Raw genomic sequence first — 17,816 nt, 5'->3', positions numbered from 1 at the left:
GTCATGGGCGACAGCAGCTCCTCCTGGTACAAATCTTCGAGTAAGGCGCTGTTGACAAACAGATTGTAGAAATTATAGAGTGATTCTTCCATGTTGTTTATTGAGCGAATGGCGAATGAGTGATTGAGTGAATACCGGTTTACGCAAACCATTCACTCAATTCAGATTTATCGTTAGCGTGAAATACTCGGTTTGGTTGTTGGGGTTATAGGCTCGTTCGACGCCCTGCAAGAGGTTTTGGAGGCCAAAGGTAGAGGTAGCGTCGACGGGGATATCGTTGGTCGTGTTGGTCTGGCTGATCCAGCGGGGCGGAAACTGCCGACGGAGCCGGATTACGGCCGTACGGGCGCCCCGGGCCGGTTTATCGGTGCTCAGCAACAGCTTGTGGGTGGTGCCGTTGGCGCCCGAGTAGGTCTGTACGGCCGATACCCTGAAGTTGTCTTTACCCGATACGTCGTACTGGCTGACGTCGGTCAGCAGCGAGGCCGGCAGGCGCAGCGCCGACAGGTCGACCGCTACCGGAATGGCCAGGCTTTTGTCGGTTACGTCGGGCTGCACATCGTCGAGGGCGTGAACCGCTTTGGTGCGGGCGCGCACCTCTTCGGCGGCCCGTTTGAACCGGCCTTTGCGCGCCGGGTCGGTGACCAGTACCGTATAGAACGGCTCCACTGCTTTGGCGTCGCGCCCGAAGAACCACGAATCTTCGAAACCGGGCAGCCGCTCAAACTGCCGGATGGTCTGGTAAGCGGGGTCGGTATACAGCCGTTGCAGGGTTTCGGTCCGGCCAATCAGGCAGAGGTAATACGGGCGTTCGCCTTTGTATTTCTGTTTGGTGTTGTTCCAGCTATAGTAGGTTCCGTCGAAGTCGGCGGTGAGCTTCAGGACCAGCATCGAGTGGGTTGTGGCGTGGGGGTTGAAGACCGTAGTCAGCATGCCGCCGGTCTTGTGGCGCGCCGGGCTTCGTGATGGGCTGCTGATGCTGGGCCTCGTGCTGGCGATTCTTTTCCTGCAGGCCTATATCTACCGGTACGTGCTGCCCGCGCTGAAGACCCCCCAGTCGTCGGGTCTGTTTGTTCACATAGCGGCCGTACTGCTCCTGGCGGCAGCGGCAACGACGATACTGTGGGGCGCCAGCACAAACTTCTACTACTACGCGCCGGATACCATCGTCTCGTTTACGGCGGTCGTGGTGGTGGGGGCCGTAACGAGTGCTTACCTGCGCCGGGTGCTGACCCGGGAAAATCAGCTGTTACAGACGCAGGTATCGGCGAAATCGGCCGAGCTGGCGAGCCTGCGGGCCCAGATCAACCCGCATTTTCTGTTCAATGCACTCAACAGCCTGTATGCTACAGCCCTGAAAGAAAACAGCGAAAAAACGGCCGATGGTATCCAGAAACTGGGCGATATGATGCGGTTCATGTTGCAGGAAAACAACCGCGACCGCATTCCGCTCAATAAGGAAGTGGAGTACCTGCGCAACTACATCGAGCTGCAGCGCATGCGGATCGACCCGACCCACGACATCGACATTCGGGTTACCATTCAGGAGCCGGTCCGGGCTATTTATCTGGCGCCTATGATGCTGATTCCTTTTGTCGAAAACGCCTTCAAGCACGGCATCAGTCTGCGGCAGTCGTCCTGGATTTACATCACCCTGACGCTGGATGATACCCGGCTGTACTTTAAAGTTCACAACTCCCGGCCTGTCAGGTCGACCGACCCAGCATCGGCCGACCGACACGACCCGGAAGAAGACCGCTCGGGCGTTGGTCTCGATAACGTTCGCAAACGGCTCGACCTGATCTACCCCGGTCGCCACCAGCTCGACATTCAGCAGTCGGACCAGGATTACTTCGTCTCGCTGACGCTGGTGTACTGGTAGAGCCGTCGGATTGTTAGCCCCGATTGCAAAAACTGTATCTTGTTGGTCATATCCCGAAACAGTGATAAACTAGCCTGTTATGTCCCTGACTGCTCTTGCTGTTGATGACGAGCCCCAGGCGCTGGATGTCATTCGGCTCCACGCGGCCCGGGTTCCGTTTCTGGATCTGAAGGCCAGCTTCACCGATGCGTTCGATGCCATTGCCTGGCTCCAGACGAACCGCGTCGATCTGCTGTTCCTCGACGTCAAAATGCCCGACATTTCGGGGATCGACCTGGTCAAATGCCTGCCCAGAGTGCCGATGGTTATTTTCACCACCGCCTATTCCGACTTTGCCGTCGAAGGGTTCGAGCTGGATGCCGTCGATTATCTGCTGAAGCCGTTCTCGCTGGCCCGGTTTCTGAAAGCCTGTACCAAAGCGCTCGATATACACACGCTGCGGGCGGGGGCCGCGCCGGAGTTTATATTCGTCAAAACCGGGTACGAAGAAGAAAAAGTGCTGCTGGACGAGATCCTGTATGTTGAAGCGGAGGGCAACTACCTGTCGCTGGTGCTGGCGGGCCGGAAGCTGCTCAGCCGCCAGACCATGGCCGACCTGCTCCAGCAGCTGCCGCCCGACCGCTTTGTGCGCGTTCACCGGTCGTACTGCGTGGCCATCCCCAAGATCACCCGGCTGGCCCGTCAGGAGATTACGGTAGGGAACCACGTTATTCCGATCGGAGCCTCGTACGAAGATGCCCTGGCCCTGATCCGAAGCCGGCTGTAGTGTGTAGTTGATAGCCGGGCGTCGGGGGCGTTACTGGTCAAGTACCACCTTTTGCGCCAGGTTCCGTACGGCCCGCCAAAAAAAATCTGACTTTTACGGTAACCTTGATCCAGATCGGCGGTTTTCACGCCAAATTCCTGAACCTCTTTTCACAAACGCTTGAACGCACTGACGGACAATGCCCTGATGCTTAAGGTCAAGGCGGGCGATTTGAACAAGATGGGCTTGCTGTTCGAGCGGTACCATCGCGAACTCTTCGGCTTCCTGTATCACATGAGCAGCAACCCCGACGCCAGTGAAGACATGGTGCAGACGGTGTTTTACCGCATGCTCAAATACCGCCATACGTTCACCGGCGAGGGCTCGTTCCGAACCTGGATGTACCACCTGGCCCGCAACGTAGTGATCGATTCGGCGCAGCAGCACAAACGGGCGGCCCGCCACCACGACCTGGCCGATTATGCCGAACGAATCGGCGGAGGCCCGATGGCCGACGAGCCGCTGCAAAAAGAGCAGGAACTGGCCATGCTGGAAAACGCGCTGGCCCGGCTCAGTGCCGAACATCGCGAAGTACTGGTGCTGAGCCGGTACCAGGAGTTAAAGTACGAGGAGATTGCCCGGATTCTGAGCTGTACGGAAGGCGCCGTGAAGGTGCGGGTTCACCGGGCCATGAACGAATTGAAAAAGATATACCTGAACAGTGAGTACAACCGATAAATCCATAGCCTGCGAGAGCGCCCGCCTGAGCCTGCCCGGCTGGCTGACCGACGAGCTGTCGATCACCGACCGGGCCGCCCTCGACGCCCACCTGGCCCAGTGTCCCGACTGCCGGGCCGAGCTGGTTGCCAGTCAGCAGCTCTGGCAGCAGCTCAAGGCCGTACCTACGCCTGCGCCGGGCCCGGCCATGCGTACCCGGTTCTACGCCATGCTCGACACCTTTGAGGCTACGGAGCCGGTAGCGCCACCTACCATCTGGGCCCGGCTCCGGTCGTGGGTGCCAACGATGGGGTCGGGTGGCGTGGGGCCGCGGCTGGCCTACGGACTACTCCTGCTCGGCGTTGGGGTGGGCATCGGGTACTGGCTGCCGAATGGCCGGTCGGCCGATGTAGCGTACCAGCAGCGGATTGATACGCTGTCGGTGCAGATGCAGGAAATGCGCGAAATGATGATGCTCTCGCTGCTGGAAAACCCGTCGGCTACGGAGCGGCTGCGGGCGGTCAGCTACACCAAAGACATCGGTGAGGCCGACAGCCGGGTGGTCGAGGCCCTGCTGACAACGCTCAACAACGACCCCAATGTGAACGTACGGCTGGTGACGCTGGAGGCCCTGGCCGAACGGGCCCACGATCCGAGGGTGCGCGAAGGGCTGGTGCAGTCGCTGACGCGGCAGGAGTCGCCCCTGGTGCAGGTAGCCCTGGCCGATGTGATGGTGAAGTTGCAGGAAAAACGATCGCTGAAGCCACTCCGCCAGATGCTCCGGCAGGAAGGCATCGACGATCTGGTGAAAACCAAGCTGGAAAAAACAATCCGCGAATTATCGTAAACCAACGGGCCGGTGAGCGGGTGCCCAGGCCCCGGTTATTCGTTCGCTCAGTCACTAACTCGTATCAAACTATGAAACAACTATTGCTCCCCGTTCTGGCGGGGCTGGTGATGTCTTGTGCCCAATCGGTGGCGCAGTCACAGGAAGACACGGAGCGGATCAGCCGCGAGTTTAGCCTGCCCGGCGGGGCAGCCGCCAGTACGCTGGTGATCTACAACATCCACGGCTTCATCAAGGTCGACGGTACAACGGGCGACAAGGTGACGTTCGAGGTGGATAAGCGCATCACGGCGAAGAACAAAGAAGAGCTGGCCACCGGCAAACGGGAGCTGAAACTTCAGTTCGAGCAGAAGGGCGATACCATCATGGCCTACATAGCGGAACCGTTCGATTCGCGGCCCAACCGACTCAACCGCGATAATCGCAACAATCAGCACCTCGAGTATGACTTCACGCTCGACTTCACGGTTAAGGTGCCGCGCCAGATGAACATCAGGGTATCGACCATAAACCGGGGCGACGTAACGGTACAGGACGTGGCGGGTGCGCTGCGGGTTCGTAACGTAAACGGGGCTATTGCGCTGACCAATGTGCGTGGTGCTACAGACGCCCATACCGTAAACGGCAATGTCGACATCAACTACCTCGCCAGCCCGCCCGACGAGTCGTCGTACTATACCCTGAACGGCAATATCCGGGTAAACTACCCGGCCAATCTGTCGGCCGATCTTCAGTTCAAGACGTTTCAGGGCGAGTTTTATACCGACTTCCCCGACGCCGAGATACTCCCCGCACAGGTCACCAAAAACGAAGAACGACGGGGCGACAAAACGGTCTACAAACTCAGCCGGACAACCGCCATCCGGCTGGGCAACGGTGGCAAAGTCTTTCGGTTCGAGACCTTCAACGGTAATGTATACATCAAAAAGCAATCCTGATTTGTATGAATAAGCTAGTAAACATCCTCCTGGTCCTGCTCCTGACCGGAACGGCACCCATCCTGGCCCAGACCGACGTAAAAGAGCGGCTGGTGGTGCCGCTGAGCGATCCGGGCAAACCGGGTATGCTGGAGGTTAACCTGATCAACGGGTTCATTCACGTAGTCGGCGCTTCGGGCAAAGACGTCGTTATTGAGGCCGCATCCGGTACCCGGTCGTCGGGCCGGAGCAGCAGCGACCGATCCGGCGCCGACGGGATGCGCCGGATCCCGACTGGCAACTCGCTCGACCTGACGGCCGAAGAACGGAACAACCGCGTTCGGGTCAGCGGCAGCAGCCACCACAAAGCCATTGACCTGACCATTCGGGTGCCCCAGCGGTGCTCGCTCAAGCTGCACACCGTCAACAACGGCGACATCACGGTCGAAAACGTAGACGGCGAGCTGGAGATCAATAACGTAAACGGACCTATTACGCTGACCAACATCAGCGGGTCGGCCGTGGCGCATACGGTCAACGGCGAGCTGAAAGCCTCCTTCCGGGAGGTCGGCGCCAATGCTCCGATGGCGTTCTCGACGCTGAATGGCCGCGTCGACGTTACGTTTCCGGCTTCGATGAAAGCCAACGTAAAGCTGAAATCAGACATGGGCGAGGTGTTCAGCGACTTCGACATCGACGTCGAAAAAAGCCAGCCCAAAGCTACCCGCACCAGCCAGGGCGGCATGTACCGGGTTTCGGTCGAGGACTGGGTGTACGGTAAGATCAACAACGGCGGCCCCGAAGTCATGATGAAAAACATGCACGGCAACATCTACGTCCGCAAAGCGAAGTGAGCCGTTGGTAGCAGCGTGGTGGCACAACTTAAAGTCGCGCCACCACGCTGTGGCCGGATTTGTTGGCCCGCATCGGTATCGAGTGAATGTAGCCTTCTGGTCAGCTTAACTTTTTTTAACAGGCTGTGCGCTAGTGATATCCGTACCTTGGCGCTGCAACAAGGGCTCGTAAACAACTACCTCAAAAATTGCCAGGCTGTCGCGTTCGAAACAACGGTTTCTACGTGACTGGTTATCAGGTCGATGGGTGGCCTTGTTGAGGAGTGCTGGCTGGTTGTCCGCTGTCGTACGAAACTGTCCGATATCGGACGTTTTGGGGATGTAGAGTTTTGCTAATGATCTGTCCAACAGCTATTTATCAGGTGTGGCATGATCGTGGCGGTGAATGGCCTACATGCTCGCTTCTGTTCCGTAAATCGACTCTAATTAATTGATACCCATGAGAACGCTGCTACTTCTCTTCTTTGCTACGGTCAGTTTCGGAGCCCTGGCACAACGCAGTTCCTACAACAAAAACGTAACGACCGACGGTCGGCGCTTACAGATTCGGGTAGACATTCGGGATGACGACCGATCGGTCCATTACAGCCGTTCGTTCGATGTGCGTCACATGAGCCGGGCGGAGGTGCAGGCGCTGGAGAAGCACGTGCTCGACTCGCTCGACGTGGCCATGCAAGACCCCGATCAGCGTAGCCCATCAGACAGTCGGTTTAGCCAGGCGGTGGCGGAAGTACGGCAACCGTCCGCTTCCGGTCGGACCAATACCGTAGCCCTGGTGGCCAACAACCGGATTCCGTATCAGGAAACGGTTGAAGAAGACCTGGCCGAAGGACGGCTTAAAGTGCGGTTTACCTTCAAAGCCGACGGACAGGACAGCAGCGTGGAACGCTCGGCTACGATTCGCGATAACAGCGAGCGCGGCCTCCGGAAACTGCTGGAAGACGTGAAGCGGCAACTGAAAGCCGAAATGGAAGAACTCGTGGCGTTGTCCGACGTATAGCTTTTCTCGTTGCCTTCCTCTCTTTTACCACTATGCTGCGTAGCTACCTAACCACGGCTCTGCGGGCTTTGCGTCGCAACTGGAATTATACGTTCATCAACGTTGTCGGCTTAACGCTGGGGCTGGCCTGTTGCCTGCTGCTGTTTCTGGCCATCCGGTATGAGCTGAGCTACGACCGGCATCATACCCAGGCCGACCGCCTGTACCGACTCATCACGTATTATACCGATGCGGAAGACGACCAGCGTAACGTAGGGGTGCCGCTGCCCATACTGGCGGCTCTGCGAACGGACTTCCCGGACATAGGTCGTCAGCTTACCCTGGTTCACGAAGTTGAAGGGGTGGTTCGGGCCGCGAATGGCAACAAGTTCGACGAACCCGCTGGCGTCATGGCGTTTATCGAACCAGCCTATTTTCGGATGTTTGATTACCGCTGGAAAAATGGAAGCGCAGAAACCGCCCTCTCGAATCCCAATACGGTAGTGCTGTCGGAGCGGATGGCGCAGAAATACTTCGGTACGGCCAACCCGATGGGCAAGACGATTCGGTTGAGTAACCGGATGGATTTTGTGGTAACGGGCATCGTACAGGCACCACCGGCTACCAGCAGCCTTCCTTTCGAGCTGATGCTGTCACTGGCCTCGCTGAAAACGTTTGGCGCCAACACCCGTTGGGACGACTGGGGATCGAACTCGAGCCAGGCGCAGCTGTACCTGATGCTGCCCGAGACCCGGACACCGGCGGCTATGGAACGGCAACTGGTCGGGTTCACCAACAAATACCACAAACCCGACGACGCCAAACGCCTTCGCTACGAGCTACAGCCCCTCACCCAGATCCATGTCGACACCCGCACCGGCAACTTTGCCAACCGGACCGTGAGCCGACAAACCATCTGGGCCATGACGCTGATCGGGCTGTTTATTCTGGTTACGGCCTGCATCAACTTCGTTAATCTGGCTACGGCGCAGGCTATTCGTCGCGCCAGAGAAGTCGGAGTGCGGAAAGTGCTGGGTAGTTCACGGGCGCAGCTCGTGCGGCAGTTCCTGGGCGAAACGGGTCTGCTGACGGGACTGGCGGTGCTGCTGGCGCTGCTGGTGGCCTACCTGTCGCTGCCCTACGTTGTCGGGCTGCTCGACGTCCGGCTCACGCAGGCGGTGCTGTTCGAGCCCGTCATCCTGGCGTTTCTGGCCGGCCTGGCGGTTTGCACAACCCTGCTGGCCGGGTTCTATCCGGCGCTGGTCTTGTCGGGCTATCAGCCGGTGCTGGCGCTGAAAGGAAGCATACGATCGGTGGGGGGCAGCCAGCTAACGCTGCGCCGGAGCCTGATTGTAGGGCAGTTCGCCGTGTCGCAGCTGCTGATCATCGGTACCATCGTGGCCTACAGCCAGATGCAATATTTCCGGTCGGCCGACCTGGGGTATAACAAAGACGCCGTGCTGACGGTACCCTTACCCGACGGGCCTAAAACGGGGCAACTCGAAACGCTGAAGGCCCGGCTGGCTGGTCAGCCCGCTATCCAGTCGGTGAGTTACAGCCTGTCGACACCGTCGGCCGTCGGGAACTGGTGGACCAGCTTTCGGTATGGCAATGCCGATAAGGAGGCTGATTTTTCGCTGGTGATGCGTCCGGCCGATACCGCCTACTTCAGTACCTACGGCTTAACCCTGGTGGCAGGCCGTATTCATCAGCCGGCCGATACCATACGCGAAGTGGTTGTCAATGAATCGTTCGTCAACAAGCTGGGTCTGCGCGATCCGCAGCAGGTGATCGGCACATTCATAACCCTGGGCGGCAGCTCCACCAAAAAACCGATCGTCGGCGTCGTCAAAGACTTCAACACCTTCTCGCTGCATCAGCGAACGCAGCCCTGCGCGATAACGACCCTCCGCGACACCTATGGCCAGTTGAGCATCAAGCTGTCGACCCAGGCCGGCGGAACGGAAGCCATCAGTCGGTTGGTAAGCACCGTTGAGAAGGCATGGACCGCCACGTTCCCGGATTTTGTTTTCACCTACGAGTTCGTCGACGAAGCCATCGATGATTTTTACCGCAACGAAGAGCGGCTGTTTTTGCTGTTCCGGTTGCTGGCCGGTATCGCTATCCTGATCGGTTGCCTGGGGTTATACGGGGTGGTGGCGTTCATGGCCGAGTCGCGCACAAAAGAAGTCGGCATTCGTAAAGTACTGGGTGCCTCGACCCGCCATATTGTTGGGTTGTTTTCGGCGGATTTTGTTCGGCTGGTGCTCATCGCGCTGCTCATTGCATCGCCCCTGGCCTGGTATATCATGAGCGGGTGGCTCCAGGATTTCGACTACAAGATCGAGATCGAGTGGTGGATGTTTGCCCTGACCGGCGCCATCGCCGTTGGCATTGCCCTGTTGACGGTCAGTTTCCAAAGCCTGAAAGCCGCCCTGACCAACCCCGTCCAGTCCCTGAAATCTGACTAACGTAGAGACGCAACCGCCCGGCGGCCTGGCCATTGCGTCTCCTGTCCGGAGGCTGATGTCGCCCGGAGGCCACTATCTCACCCATCTGTAGTCTGGCCTCTCCCATCCCGAGACTAGTGCCGCAGCCCGTTGGAAATCAGCAATAAAATATACTTTTACATTTCCTTTACAAGGTTTTACAGCCTATTGACAGCGTGCGGAGTACGGTGGGCTACATTTGCTTCATCACCCAATGGACAAGACCGATGAAGACAACAGCTTGCTTACTGCTCATCGGGCTGGCGTGTGCCGCGCCTGGCCTGACTTTTGCTCAACAACCTAACACCTGCTCGGCCGCTTTCGTGGGCAACCGCATGCTGGTCGATCAGTACACAACGACCGGAAGGTGCCGCCTGTCGGCCAAAACCACGGGCGAGCTGACCGTTCGCACCGTAGCCCTGTCGCCGACAGCAACCCGGGCCATCGATAAAATCGGGTTCAAGGTAGCCATCCGCGACAAATCGACGGGAACCCTGCGCATGTATGCCGGCCATACGTTTCAGCAACTGCCCCTCCAGCGGGTGCTGGCCAGCTGCCGGAAAGGCGATCGTATCGTGCTGCTCACCGTCGACAACCGGTATGCGCTGCCCCATAATGAAATTCTGGTTCAATAACTGTCTGGATAACACTCACCCCATGAAGTCTGTAACAACCCCTTTTAGAGTTGCGCTGCTGGGCCTGATTATCTGCGCTCAGGCTGTCTGGGCGCAGCAGCAACCGGCGGGTCTGTACTGCAACCCAATCACCCTGAACGGCCACCCGCTCAACATCGAGTCGTTCACCATGTATACCCGTGGGGTGCTGGCCGTTGTGCACGGCGACCCAGCCAGCGCCAACCACAAACCGCTGCCGTTTCGGGTCTACCTCCGGCGGGCGGGCACCATCATCCGGCAGGGCGCATCGAACGACACCCACGATGTCTATTCGGTTCAGCTGCAGGAGCTGATGCCGGTGGCCCGGGCGGGCGACGAACTGGTCATCGATCTGGCGGGCGATGCGAAAGCCCAGGCTGGTGGTCGGCGTACGCAGCAGGTAATACGATTAAAACCGTTTGACCCTTTAATAAGCTGGTTCAGGCGGAACGACAATTGCTAGATTAGTGCTGCCATGAAAGGGTTATCCATTGCTGCCCCACTTAGGCGCGTTCTGACAGGAGGAGCCTGCCTGCTCGGCCTGGCGCTGCTGTTTGCGCAGTTTATCGGCGCTACCCCCGATGGTTCACCCTCGGAAGCCCGCAGCCGGGACGATAACGTAAACCTGGCCCTGCGCCGGACAGCGCATCATCTGCTGCGCGCGGCCGGCGACTCGACCTCGCGCATCCTGCCGGTACAGCGGACGGGCCCGCATACGTTTCGGCTCCAGCTGACCCAGGCGTTTGACTACGACACCCTGCCCGCCCTGTTGCAGGCGTCGTTCCGGCTGCACCGGATCACCGAGGCCTACGACGTAGCGGTGCTGGACTGTACTACGGGCCAGGTGCAACTGGGCTACAGCGTCACCGATCTGATGGATAACCAACCGGTACCCTGTAGCGGCCGGGCCAGGCGGGCCGGCTGTTATACCTTACAGGTCACCCTGGCTCCTCCGCCCGCGCCCGCCCCGCCTACCCATACGGGCTGGCTACTCGCGGTCGGGGGGCTGCTGGTTGGTCTGCTGTATATGTCCTGGCAACGCGCCGTGGCTCCGCAGACCACCGTATCGACACAAACGAGACCCGCTGAACCGACTGACGTAAACCCCGATCAGGTACACTTCGGCAACACGGTTCTCGACCTGGGGCGGCAGACGCTCCGGACGGCCGGTACCGAGCAGAACCTGACCTACCGCGAGGCCAAGCTGCTGCGGCTCCTCGTACAACATGCCAATCGGGTGCTGGAGCGCGACGCTATCCTGAAAGCGGTCTGGGAAGACGAAGGCATTACCGTTGGGCGAAGCGTCGATGTATTTGTTTCGCGGTTGCGGAAGCTCGTACAGGCCGACCCGGCGGTGCGCATCGTAGCCGTACACGGGGTCGGGTACCGGCTGGAAGTCCGCACCGGTGAATAATCGGTAAGTAGCCGTGCAACCTTCTGTTACCGAAACGCATCTTTCCTTCGAAAACAAACCATCAGCCATGAAACGCAGCCAGTTTTTCCTGACCCTGCTCAGCGCAGCCACCCTAAGTCTACCCACCTTTGCTCTCGATACCCACCGCGAGGATCGGGAAGAGCCGTTCCAGATCAAAACGTTTTCGGGTAATATCAACGCCGTACGGGCCGAAACATCGGGCGGAAGCCTGACGATCGAAGGCGGTACCGACCGGAACGCCAAGGTAGAAATGTACGTGCGCCCCAACAACTGGAACGGCCGCAACAACCTCGACAAAGCCGAAATCGAAGAACGCCTGAAAGACTATGACATAACCATTACGCAGGAAGGCGGCACCATCGTGGCCATCGCCAAGCGCCGGAATAACGACCGCGACCGCTGGAACCGGAGCCTCAGCATCGGCTTCAAGTTCTACACCCCCCGCAACGTAACAACGGACCTGCGTACGTCGGGCGGCAGCATCCGGCTGGCGGGCATCAGCGGCAAACAGCGCTTCCGGACCAGTGGCGGCAGCCTGCACCTGAACGATGTACAGGGCGATATCAATGGTCAGACCTCGGGTGGCAGCATCCACCTCGATCGTTGCCGGAGTACGGCGGGCATCCTCGACCTGCAAACCTCGGGCGGCAGCATCCACGCCAGCGAATCGTCGGGCGATATGCGGCTGCATACGTCGGGTGGCAGCATTGAACTCAACGGCCTCAAGGGGGATATCGACGCCCAGACCAGCGGAGGCAGCGTACGGGGCCGCGACCTCGACGGCGACATCAAAGCCGGCACGTCGGGCGGTTCGATTCGGCTGGCCAACGTGGCCGGCAGTATCGACGCCAGTACCAGCGCCGGCAGTGTAGAAGTAAGCATAAGCCAGCTCGGTAAATACGTTCGGCTGAACACCACGGCCGGCAGCGTTCGGGTACAGATGCCACTGGATAAGGGACTGGACCTGAACCTGAGCGGTAACCGGGTCAACATGCCCGAGCGGCTGGCCCGCTTTGAAGGAGACATCGAAAAGGACCGGGTGCGCGGCAAACTCAACGGGGGCGGTATTCCCGTCAATATTTCAGCCAGCAGCGGTAGCGTGTCGATCCACTAACAGGCGACCGCTGGTTTTTCTGATAACGCGCGCCGGCCGGATACAGGTAACAGCCTCGTATCCGGCCGGCGCGCGTTTGGTGTAACTAGGGTTGATGCGTAGGCCAGGCAACCGTTCAACGTCAGTTTCTTCGTACTTTTAGGGGTCGATTGATCCCCGTTACGCATGTTCCGTCTTCCGTCTATAGTGCCCTTTGCCAGTCTGTTGCCCAGCTTCGAGGGCGACCTGTATTTCGATGAATCGCCGGCGCATACGGCCCAGCGGCTTCTGTATGCCACCGATGCGTCGGTTTATCAGGAAATCCCCGTGGCGGTAGCGCTGCCCAAAAGCCCGGCCGACATTAAGCGGCTGTTGCGGTTTGCGCAAACGAACGGCCTGGGCCTGATTCCGCGGGCGGCCGGTACTTCACTGGCCGGGCAGGTTGTCGGCAGTGGTATCGTGGTCGATATCTCCAAATACTTCGGGCAGGTGCTGGAGATCAACGCGGCCGAGCGGTGGGTCCGCGTACAGCCGGGGGTGATCCGCGATGACCTCAACGCCCAGCTTCGCCCGCACGGACTGCTGTTCGGCCCCGAAACCAGCACCGCCAGCCGGGCCATGATTGGTGGCATGATCGGCAATAACTCGTGTGGCCTGCATTCCATCATCTGGGGCACCACCCGGGATCACCTCCTCGAAGTCCGCGCCGTACTCAGCGACGGAGCCGAGGTTACCTTCGGCCCACTCAGCCGCGATGCCTTCGAGGCCAAGTGCCGGGGCGAAAACGTGGTCAGCCCGCTCGAACAGCGCCTGTATACCCAGTTTCGCGACTGGCTCAGCCAGCCCGACATTCGTCAGCACATCCGCGATGGGTATCCCAAACCAACCGTTACGCGCCGAAATACCGGCTACGCGCTGGATGCGCTGGTGTCGATGTGGGAACAGGAGAACGACAGGGCGTCTGCGCCCTCGCCCTATTTCAACTTCGCGCCACTCATTGCCGGATCGGAAGGAACGCTCTGCTTTATTACCGAAGCCAAACTGAACCTGCTGCCGCTGCCGCCCGCCGAAACGGCCCTGGTCTGCGCCCATTTCGACACCATCCGGCAGTCGCTGGAAGCCAACCTGGTGGCCCTTGACCATCGGTGCGCGGCTTCCGAGCTGGTCGATGATTATATCCTGCAACTGACCAAAACCAACATCGAGCAAACCAAGAACCGGGCGTTCGTTGAGGGCGACCCCAAGGCGATTCTGATGGTCGAGTTCTTTGACGATACGGCAGCGGGGGTGCAGCAACAGGCAACGGCCTTCGTGAAGGCGCTGCAGCAGAAGGGGCTCGGCTATGCCTACCCAATTCTGTTCGATGCCGACACCAAAAAGCCATGGGCGCTGCGCAAGGCGGGGCTGAGCATCATGTACAACATTCCCGGCGACGATAAGCCGGCCAACGTTATTGAAGATACGGCCGTTGACGTGCGCGACCTGCCCGACTACATCGATGAGCTGGACCGGATGGCCTGGGAGCAGCACGGCCTGAGGCTGGAGTATTCGGCCCATGCCGGGGCGGGTGAGATTCATGCGCTGCCGCTCATCAACCTGAAGTCGGGCGAAGGACGGCAGAAGTTCCGCGCCCTGCTGATGGATACGGCCCAGCTCGTGAAAAAATACGGCGGTTCGCTCTCCGGCGAGCATGGCGACGGTCGGCTGCGGGGCGAGTGTATTGCGTTCATGCTGGGCCCCGAAAACTACCAGCTCTGCAAAGACGTAAAAGCACTCTGGGACCCGCATAACACGTTCAACCCCGGCAAGGTGGTCGATACGCCCGCTATGAACGAGTCGCTGCGGTCGGAAGCCGATACGCCTATTCCGCAGCCCCAAACCATTTTTGACTTCTCGAAAGACGGCGGTCTGCTCGAACTGGCCGAGAAATGCTCGGGCTCCGGCGACTGCCGCAAAACCCACCTCTCGGGCGGCACCATGTGTCCGAGCTACATGGCTACCCGGCGCGAGCGCGACACCACCCGGGCCCGCGCCAACATGCTCCGGCATTTCTACAGCCGGCAGAGCAAGCCGACGGATCATGACTACGAAGCCGTAAAAGACGTGCTCGACCTCTGTCTGTCGTGTAAGGCCTGCAAGTCGGAGTGCCCCAGCAGCGTCGACATGACCCGGATGAAGGCCGAGTTTACCCAGCAGCAGTATCGGGAAAAAGGCGTTCCGATGCGGGCGCGGCTGGTTGGAAATTTCTCCCGGCTGATGTCGCTGGCCAGTCTGGCGCCCTGGGCCTACAACGCTATCTATAACACACCAGCCCTGCGCCGGATGGCCAACCGCACCGTAGGCTTTCATCCGGACCGTACCATGCCGGAGCTGGGCCATACCACCGTACGGGCGTGGGCCAAAAAGGCGGTAGGGCGCACCCAATCGGCTCTTGCCGCCGGCACGACAGCTCCCCGCGTTGTGCACCTGTTTCTCGACGAGTTTACGAACTACAACGATCTGTCGGTTGGCCAGAAAGCCATTCAGCTGCTGGAGCGACTGGGCTATACGGTTTCCCTGCCGGACCACGCCGAAAGCGGGCGGACCTATCTGTCGAAAGGACTGGTCGAAGACGCCCGGGCCCTTGCCGTTCGGAACGTGACGGGCCTGCGCGACCTCGTTTCGGCCGATACCCCGCTCGTTGGGCTGGAGCCGTCGGCCATCCTGACCTTCCGCGACGAATACCCTGATCTGGTGCCCGCCGAACTGAAGGCCGATGCCCGGCGAATGGCTCAGCATACATTCCTGTTCGAGGAATGGCTCGCCCGCGAAGCCGAAGCGGGTCGCGTTGACCGGACTCGGTTCACGACCGATGCCCGGCAGGTGAAAGTGCATGGCCACTGCCATCAGAAGGCCCTCTCGACCATGGAGCCGGTGAAGACCGTACTGTCGCTGCCTGCCAACTATGCCGTTGAGCTGATTCCGTCGGGCTGTTGCGGTATGGCAGGCTCATTCGGCTACGAAACAGAGCACTACGAGCTGTCGATGCAGATTGGCGAACTGGTGCTGTTTCCGGCGGTGCGGCAAACGACCGACCGGGTTATTATTTCGGCCGCCGGTACCTCGTGTCGGCACCAGATTAAAGACGGAACGGGTCGGCACGCCCAGCACCCCGCTGAGATTCTGTTCGACGCCCTGGCATAGAGTTCGATACAACGGCGGCTAGGCAACTGGTTTTCGGGGCCGATCGGACCACCCGGCGATGCGGCCCAAACCTTTTCCGCTCCCGCTGGTTTTCCATAGACCTTAAACATTCACAACGGGTATGGAAAACAACGCGAATCTCAGCGATGGTGCGCAACAGGCCGATATCGTATCGAGCGAACATGCCGAAACCATGTTCAGTGCCGATCAGGCCGAAACCAATATGGTTAAACTCGTTGACGGCAAACTGACGCCCATGGGCGACACCGAAGACGATGTGTCCGACGATATGCCCCGCATCCGGGTCGGCTCCGACGAAGAACGGGCACTGATGGGCGACGACAAAAAGAAATACGAGAACTCGGAAGCTGCGCTGCGGGCGGGTAATGTCATCGACCCCAGCGTGATGCCCAACGACCCGATTGCCGTAGGTAACATCACCGGCAATCCCGACGCCGGATCAACGGTCAACACGGGCCTGTCGTCAGAAGACGAGCCTGACAATGACCGCACCGACGCCGGAAAGGACGCTACGCCAACCCATGCGTTCGGCATGTGGCAGGTAGGTAACGGCAGCTATATGCCCAAGAGTCAATTCCCGATTCATGGGTACGAAGCTGAAACCTACAGCGTGCGGGCCGACATGGTTCCGCCAACGCCGGGTACGCCGGACCCGATGCAGCCCGTACCGGGTATTCCGGAAACCCCGCCCTACAATCCGGTGCCGGGCCCCGAAATTCCGGATCTGCCCGGCCAGCCCTCGCCCGACGAACCCGAAATCCAGGAGCCGGACCAACCCGACCGATCGCACGAAATCAACGCCCGCGCTGGCTTCGTCACGTTCACGTCGGGAGCCGCTGGTATCCTGTCGGCCGATGACGTTGCCCCCGGCGAAGCCGTTCCCGGCAACCAGTATGAAGGTATGTCGGCGGGACCGAACGACGAAGGCATGGACGAAAAACCCGACACCGGCGATTCGGCGCATCCCTACGACGTAAACGCCCGCGATGCCGATCAATACCAGCCCGGTGAGCGGCCCGAAGAAGGCCAGGAAGCCCGGCAGCAACCCCGCGAAATGATGGACGAGAGCAGCATTACGGCCCAGGACATGGTGTCTGGCCCCGATCGCTCGGATCAGAAATCGACCGACGGCCTCGATCGTACCTACAACGATCCGGAAGCCGCCCGCGACATGGCGAGCTAGGCCCGGAGAAGTAAAGGGAGTAGGCACTGGTGCTTTGTACGATCAAACGGTCCTGCAAAGCGCCAGTGCCCACTCCCTTTTTTTATACCTTTACCCGGTTAACTCGTGAATGCCTATGAAAACCTTATTCATCTCATCGCTGCTGCTGGGAACCATGCTGGCAGCTACCCCTCCTGCCGAAAAACCCGGTAAATGGACATCGCTCTTTGACGGAAAAGCCATCAAAGGCTGGCACAGCTACCACAAAACGGGTGTGGTGGGCTGGTACGTCGAAGACGGCGCCCTCACCCCCGACGGTACCGGGGGCGACCTGGTAACTGACAAGGAATACGAAAATTTCGAGCTGGAGTTTGAGTTCAAGATTCCGAAAGGATCGAACAGCGGGGTGATCTATAAAGTGATCGACAGCCCCGACATCAAAAGCACCTACATGTCTGGCCCGGAATACCAGGTCATCGACGATCGCGGCTATGAGTGGAAAGACAAAGACGGTAAGCTCATGAAGCTCGATGACAAGCAGCTCAGCGGAGCCGCCTACGACATGGTGCCGCCGGCGGATAAAAACACGCTCAGGAACATAGGCGAGTGGAACAAAGGCCGGATTCTGGTCAACAACAATCACGTGGAGCATTACCTGAACGGCAAAAAAGTTGTCGAGTATGAATACGGCTCCGACGACTGGAAAGCCCGGCTGGCTAAAAGCAAATTTGCCAGCTGGCCCTATGCAACGCCCCATGCCAAAGGAAAAATAGCCCTGCAAAACCATAGCCCCGAAGAGAAGGTATGGTACCGCGACGTGAAAATCCGGGAGTTATAAC

General features: G+C 59.3%; 16 protein-coding genes. 15 read left to right on the top strand and 1 reads right to left on the bottom strand.

Translation table 11 applies throughout. The annotated features are described in order from the left end of the window. Positions 1 to 156: 156 nt before the first annotated feature. Positions 157 to 933, bottom strand: coding sequence for a hypothetical protein (locus B1C80_RS13710; RefSeq protein ID WP_236648768.1), 777 nt, complete (start codon positions 931 to 933; stop codon positions 157 to 159). Here B1C80_RS13710 and B1C80_RS13705 point away from each other — a divergent pair. The 15 genes from B1C80_RS13705 (at position 932) to B1C80_RS13635 (ending at position 17,815) form a co-directional block, all read left to right on the top strand. Continuing rightward, positions 932 to 1,882: a sensor histidine kinase gene (locus tag B1C80_RS13705; protein ID WP_077921725.1), complete on the top strand. Its 951-nt coding sequence runs from the start codon at positions 932 to 934 to the stop codon at positions 1,880 to 1,882. The genes B1C80_RS13710 and B1C80_RS13705 overlap by 2 nt on opposite strands. A 79-nt stretch (positions 1,883 to 1,961) precedes the next feature. Beyond that, entirely contained in the window at positions 1,962 to 2,648 is a 687-nt protein-coding gene (locus tag B1C80_RS13700; RefSeq protein ID WP_077921724.1) for a LytTR family DNA-binding domain-containing protein, read from the top strand. 186 nt (positions 2,649 to 2,834) lie between these two features. Then, on the top strand, positions 2,835 to 3,365 hold the full coding sequence (locus B1C80_RS13695) for an RNA polymerase sigma factor (RefSeq protein WP_077921753.1): 531 nt from the start codon (positions 2,835 to 2,837) through the stop codon (positions 3,363 to 3,365). Further along, positions 3,349 to 4,191 (top strand): HEAT repeat domain-containing protein, encoded by an 843-nt coding sequence (locus B1C80_RS13690; RefSeq protein WP_236648766.1) that lies wholly within the window; start codon positions 3,349 to 3,351, stop codon positions 4,189 to 4,191. The genes B1C80_RS13695 and B1C80_RS13690 overlap by 17 nt, the downstream gene beginning before the upstream one ends. 71 nt (positions 4,192 to 4,262) lie before the next feature. Then, positions 4,263 to 5,129, top strand: a complete 867-nt coding sequence (locus tag B1C80_RS13685) for a hypothetical protein (RefSeq protein WP_077921723.1) — start codon at positions 4,263 to 4,265, stop codon at positions 5,127 to 5,129. Between the two features lie 5 nt (positions 5,130 to 5,134). Beyond that, positions 5,135 to 5,962 (top strand): DUF4097 family beta strand repeat-containing protein, encoded by an 828-nt coding sequence (locus tag B1C80_RS13680; RefSeq protein ID WP_077921722.1) that lies wholly within the window; start codon positions 5,135 to 5,137, stop codon positions 5,960 to 5,962. A gap of 439 nt (positions 5,963 to 6,401) precedes the next feature. After that, the gene (locus B1C80_RS13675; protein WP_077921721.1) at positions 6,402 to 6,962 is read left to right on the top strand and encodes a hypothetical protein; all 561 of its coding nucleotides are present in this window, start codon (positions 6,402 to 6,404) and stop codon (positions 6,960 to 6,962) included. A gap of 32 nt (positions 6,963 to 6,994) precedes the next feature. Beyond that, positions 6,995 to 9,412, top strand: coding sequence for an ABC transporter permease (locus B1C80_RS13670; RefSeq protein ID WP_077921720.1), 2,418 nt, complete (start codon positions 6,995 to 6,997; stop codon positions 9,410 to 9,412). Between the two features lie 245 nt (positions 9,413 to 9,657). Next, on the top strand, positions 9,658 to 10,065 hold the full coding sequence (locus B1C80_RS13665) for a hypothetical protein (RefSeq protein WP_077921719.1): 408 nt from the start codon (positions 9,658 to 9,660) through the stop codon (positions 10,063 to 10,065). Positions 10,066 to 10,087: 22 nt separating this feature from the next. Next, on the top strand, positions 10,088 to 10,546 hold the full coding sequence (locus tag B1C80_RS13660) for a hypothetical protein (protein WP_077921718.1): 459 nt from the start codon (positions 10,088 to 10,090) through the stop codon (positions 10,544 to 10,546). A 12-nt stretch (positions 10,547 to 10,558) separates the two neighbouring features. Further along, positions 10,559 to 11,497 (top strand): winged helix-turn-helix domain-containing protein, encoded by a 939-nt coding sequence (locus B1C80_RS13655; RefSeq protein ID WP_077921717.1) that lies wholly within the window; start codon positions 10,559 to 10,561, stop codon positions 11,495 to 11,497. Between the two features lie 67 nt (positions 11,498 to 11,564). Then, a complete protein-coding gene (locus tag B1C80_RS13650) occupies positions 11,565 to 12,632 on the top strand; it encodes a DUF4097 family beta strand repeat-containing protein (RefSeq protein WP_077921716.1) in 1,068 nt (355 codons plus the stop codon). Positions 12,633 to 12,797: 165 nt separating this feature from the next. Beyond that, positions 12,798 to 15,794 (top strand): FAD-binding and (Fe-S)-binding domain-containing protein, encoded by a 2,997-nt coding sequence (locus B1C80_RS13645; protein WP_077921715.1) that lies wholly within the window; start codon positions 12,798 to 12,800, stop codon positions 15,792 to 15,794. Positions 15,795 to 15,915: 121 nt separating this feature from the next. Continuing rightward, on the top strand, positions 15,916 to 16,998 hold the full coding sequence (locus B1C80_RS13640) for a hypothetical protein (RefSeq protein WP_077921714.1): 1,083 nt from the start codon (positions 15,916 to 15,918) through the stop codon (positions 16,996 to 16,998). Between the two features lie 115 nt (positions 16,999 to 17,113). Then, entirely contained in the window at positions 17,114 to 17,815 is a 702-nt protein-coding gene (locus B1C80_RS13635) for a DUF1080 domain-containing protein (protein WP_077921713.1), read from the top strand. Position 17,816: the final 1 nt, after the last annotated feature.

The organism is Spirosoma sp. 209, assembly GCF_002006735.1.
Taxonomy (GTDB): domain Bacteria; phylum Bacteroidota; class Bacteroidia; order Cytophagales; family Spirosomataceae; genus Spirosoma; species Spirosoma sordidisoli.
This window is presented reverse-complemented; position numbering and strand designations above follow the sequence as displayed.

Excerpts from the sequence above, each read along its gene's own strand:
- B1C80_RS13705 (WP_077921725.1), top strand. The coding sequence starts at position 932 with ATGCCGCCGGTCTTGTGGCGCGCCGGGCTTCGTGATGGGCTGCTGATG.
- B1C80_RS13710 (WP_236648768.1), bottom strand. The coding sequence starts at position 933 with ATGCTGACTACGGTCTTCAACCCCCACGCCACAACCCACTCGATGCTG.
- B1C80_RS13700 (WP_077921724.1), top strand. The coding sequence starts at position 1,962 with ATGTCCCTGACTGCTCTTGCTGTTGATGACGAGCCCCAGGCGCTGGAT.
- B1C80_RS13695 (WP_077921753.1), top strand. The coding sequence starts at position 2,835 with ATGCTTAAGGTCAAGGCGGGCGATTTGAACAAGATGGGCTTGCTGTTC.
- B1C80_RS13685 (WP_077921723.1), top strand. The coding sequence starts at position 4,263 with ATGAAACAACTATTGCTCCCCGTTCTGGCGGGGCTGGTGATGTCTTGT.
- B1C80_RS13680 (WP_077921722.1), top strand. The coding sequence starts at position 5,135 with ATGAATAAGCTAGTAAACATCCTCCTGGTCCTGCTCCTGACCGGAACG.
- B1C80_RS13675 (WP_077921721.1), top strand. The coding sequence starts at position 6,402 with ATGAGAACGCTGCTACTTCTCTTCTTTGCTACGGTCAGTTTCGGAGCC.
- B1C80_RS13670 (WP_077921720.1), top strand. The coding sequence starts at position 6,995 with ATGCTGCGTAGCTACCTAACCACGGCTCTGCGGGCTTTGCGTCGCAAC.
- B1C80_RS13665 (WP_077921719.1), top strand. The coding sequence starts at position 9,658 with ATGAAGACAACAGCTTGCTTACTGCTCATCGGGCTGGCGTGTGCCGCG.
- B1C80_RS13660 (WP_077921718.1), top strand. The coding sequence starts at position 10,088 with ATGAAGTCTGTAACAACCCCTTTTAGAGTTGCGCTGCTGGGCCTGATT.
- B1C80_RS13655 (WP_077921717.1), top strand. The coding sequence starts at position 10,559 with ATGAAAGGGTTATCCATTGCTGCCCCACTTAGGCGCGTTCTGACAGGA.
- B1C80_RS13650 (WP_077921716.1), top strand. The coding sequence starts at position 11,565 with ATGAAACGCAGCCAGTTTTTCCTGACCCTGCTCAGCGCAGCCACCCTA.
- B1C80_RS13645 (WP_077921715.1), top strand. The coding sequence starts at position 12,798 with ATGTTCCGTCTTCCGTCTATAGTGCCCTTTGCCAGTCTGTTGCCCAGC.
- B1C80_RS13640 (WP_077921714.1), top strand. The coding sequence starts at position 15,916 with ATGGAAAACAACGCGAATCTCAGCGATGGTGCGCAACAGGCCGATATC.
- B1C80_RS13635 (WP_077921713.1), top strand. The coding sequence starts at position 17,114 with ATGAAAACCTTATTCATCTCATCGCTGCTGCTGGGAACCATGCTGGCA.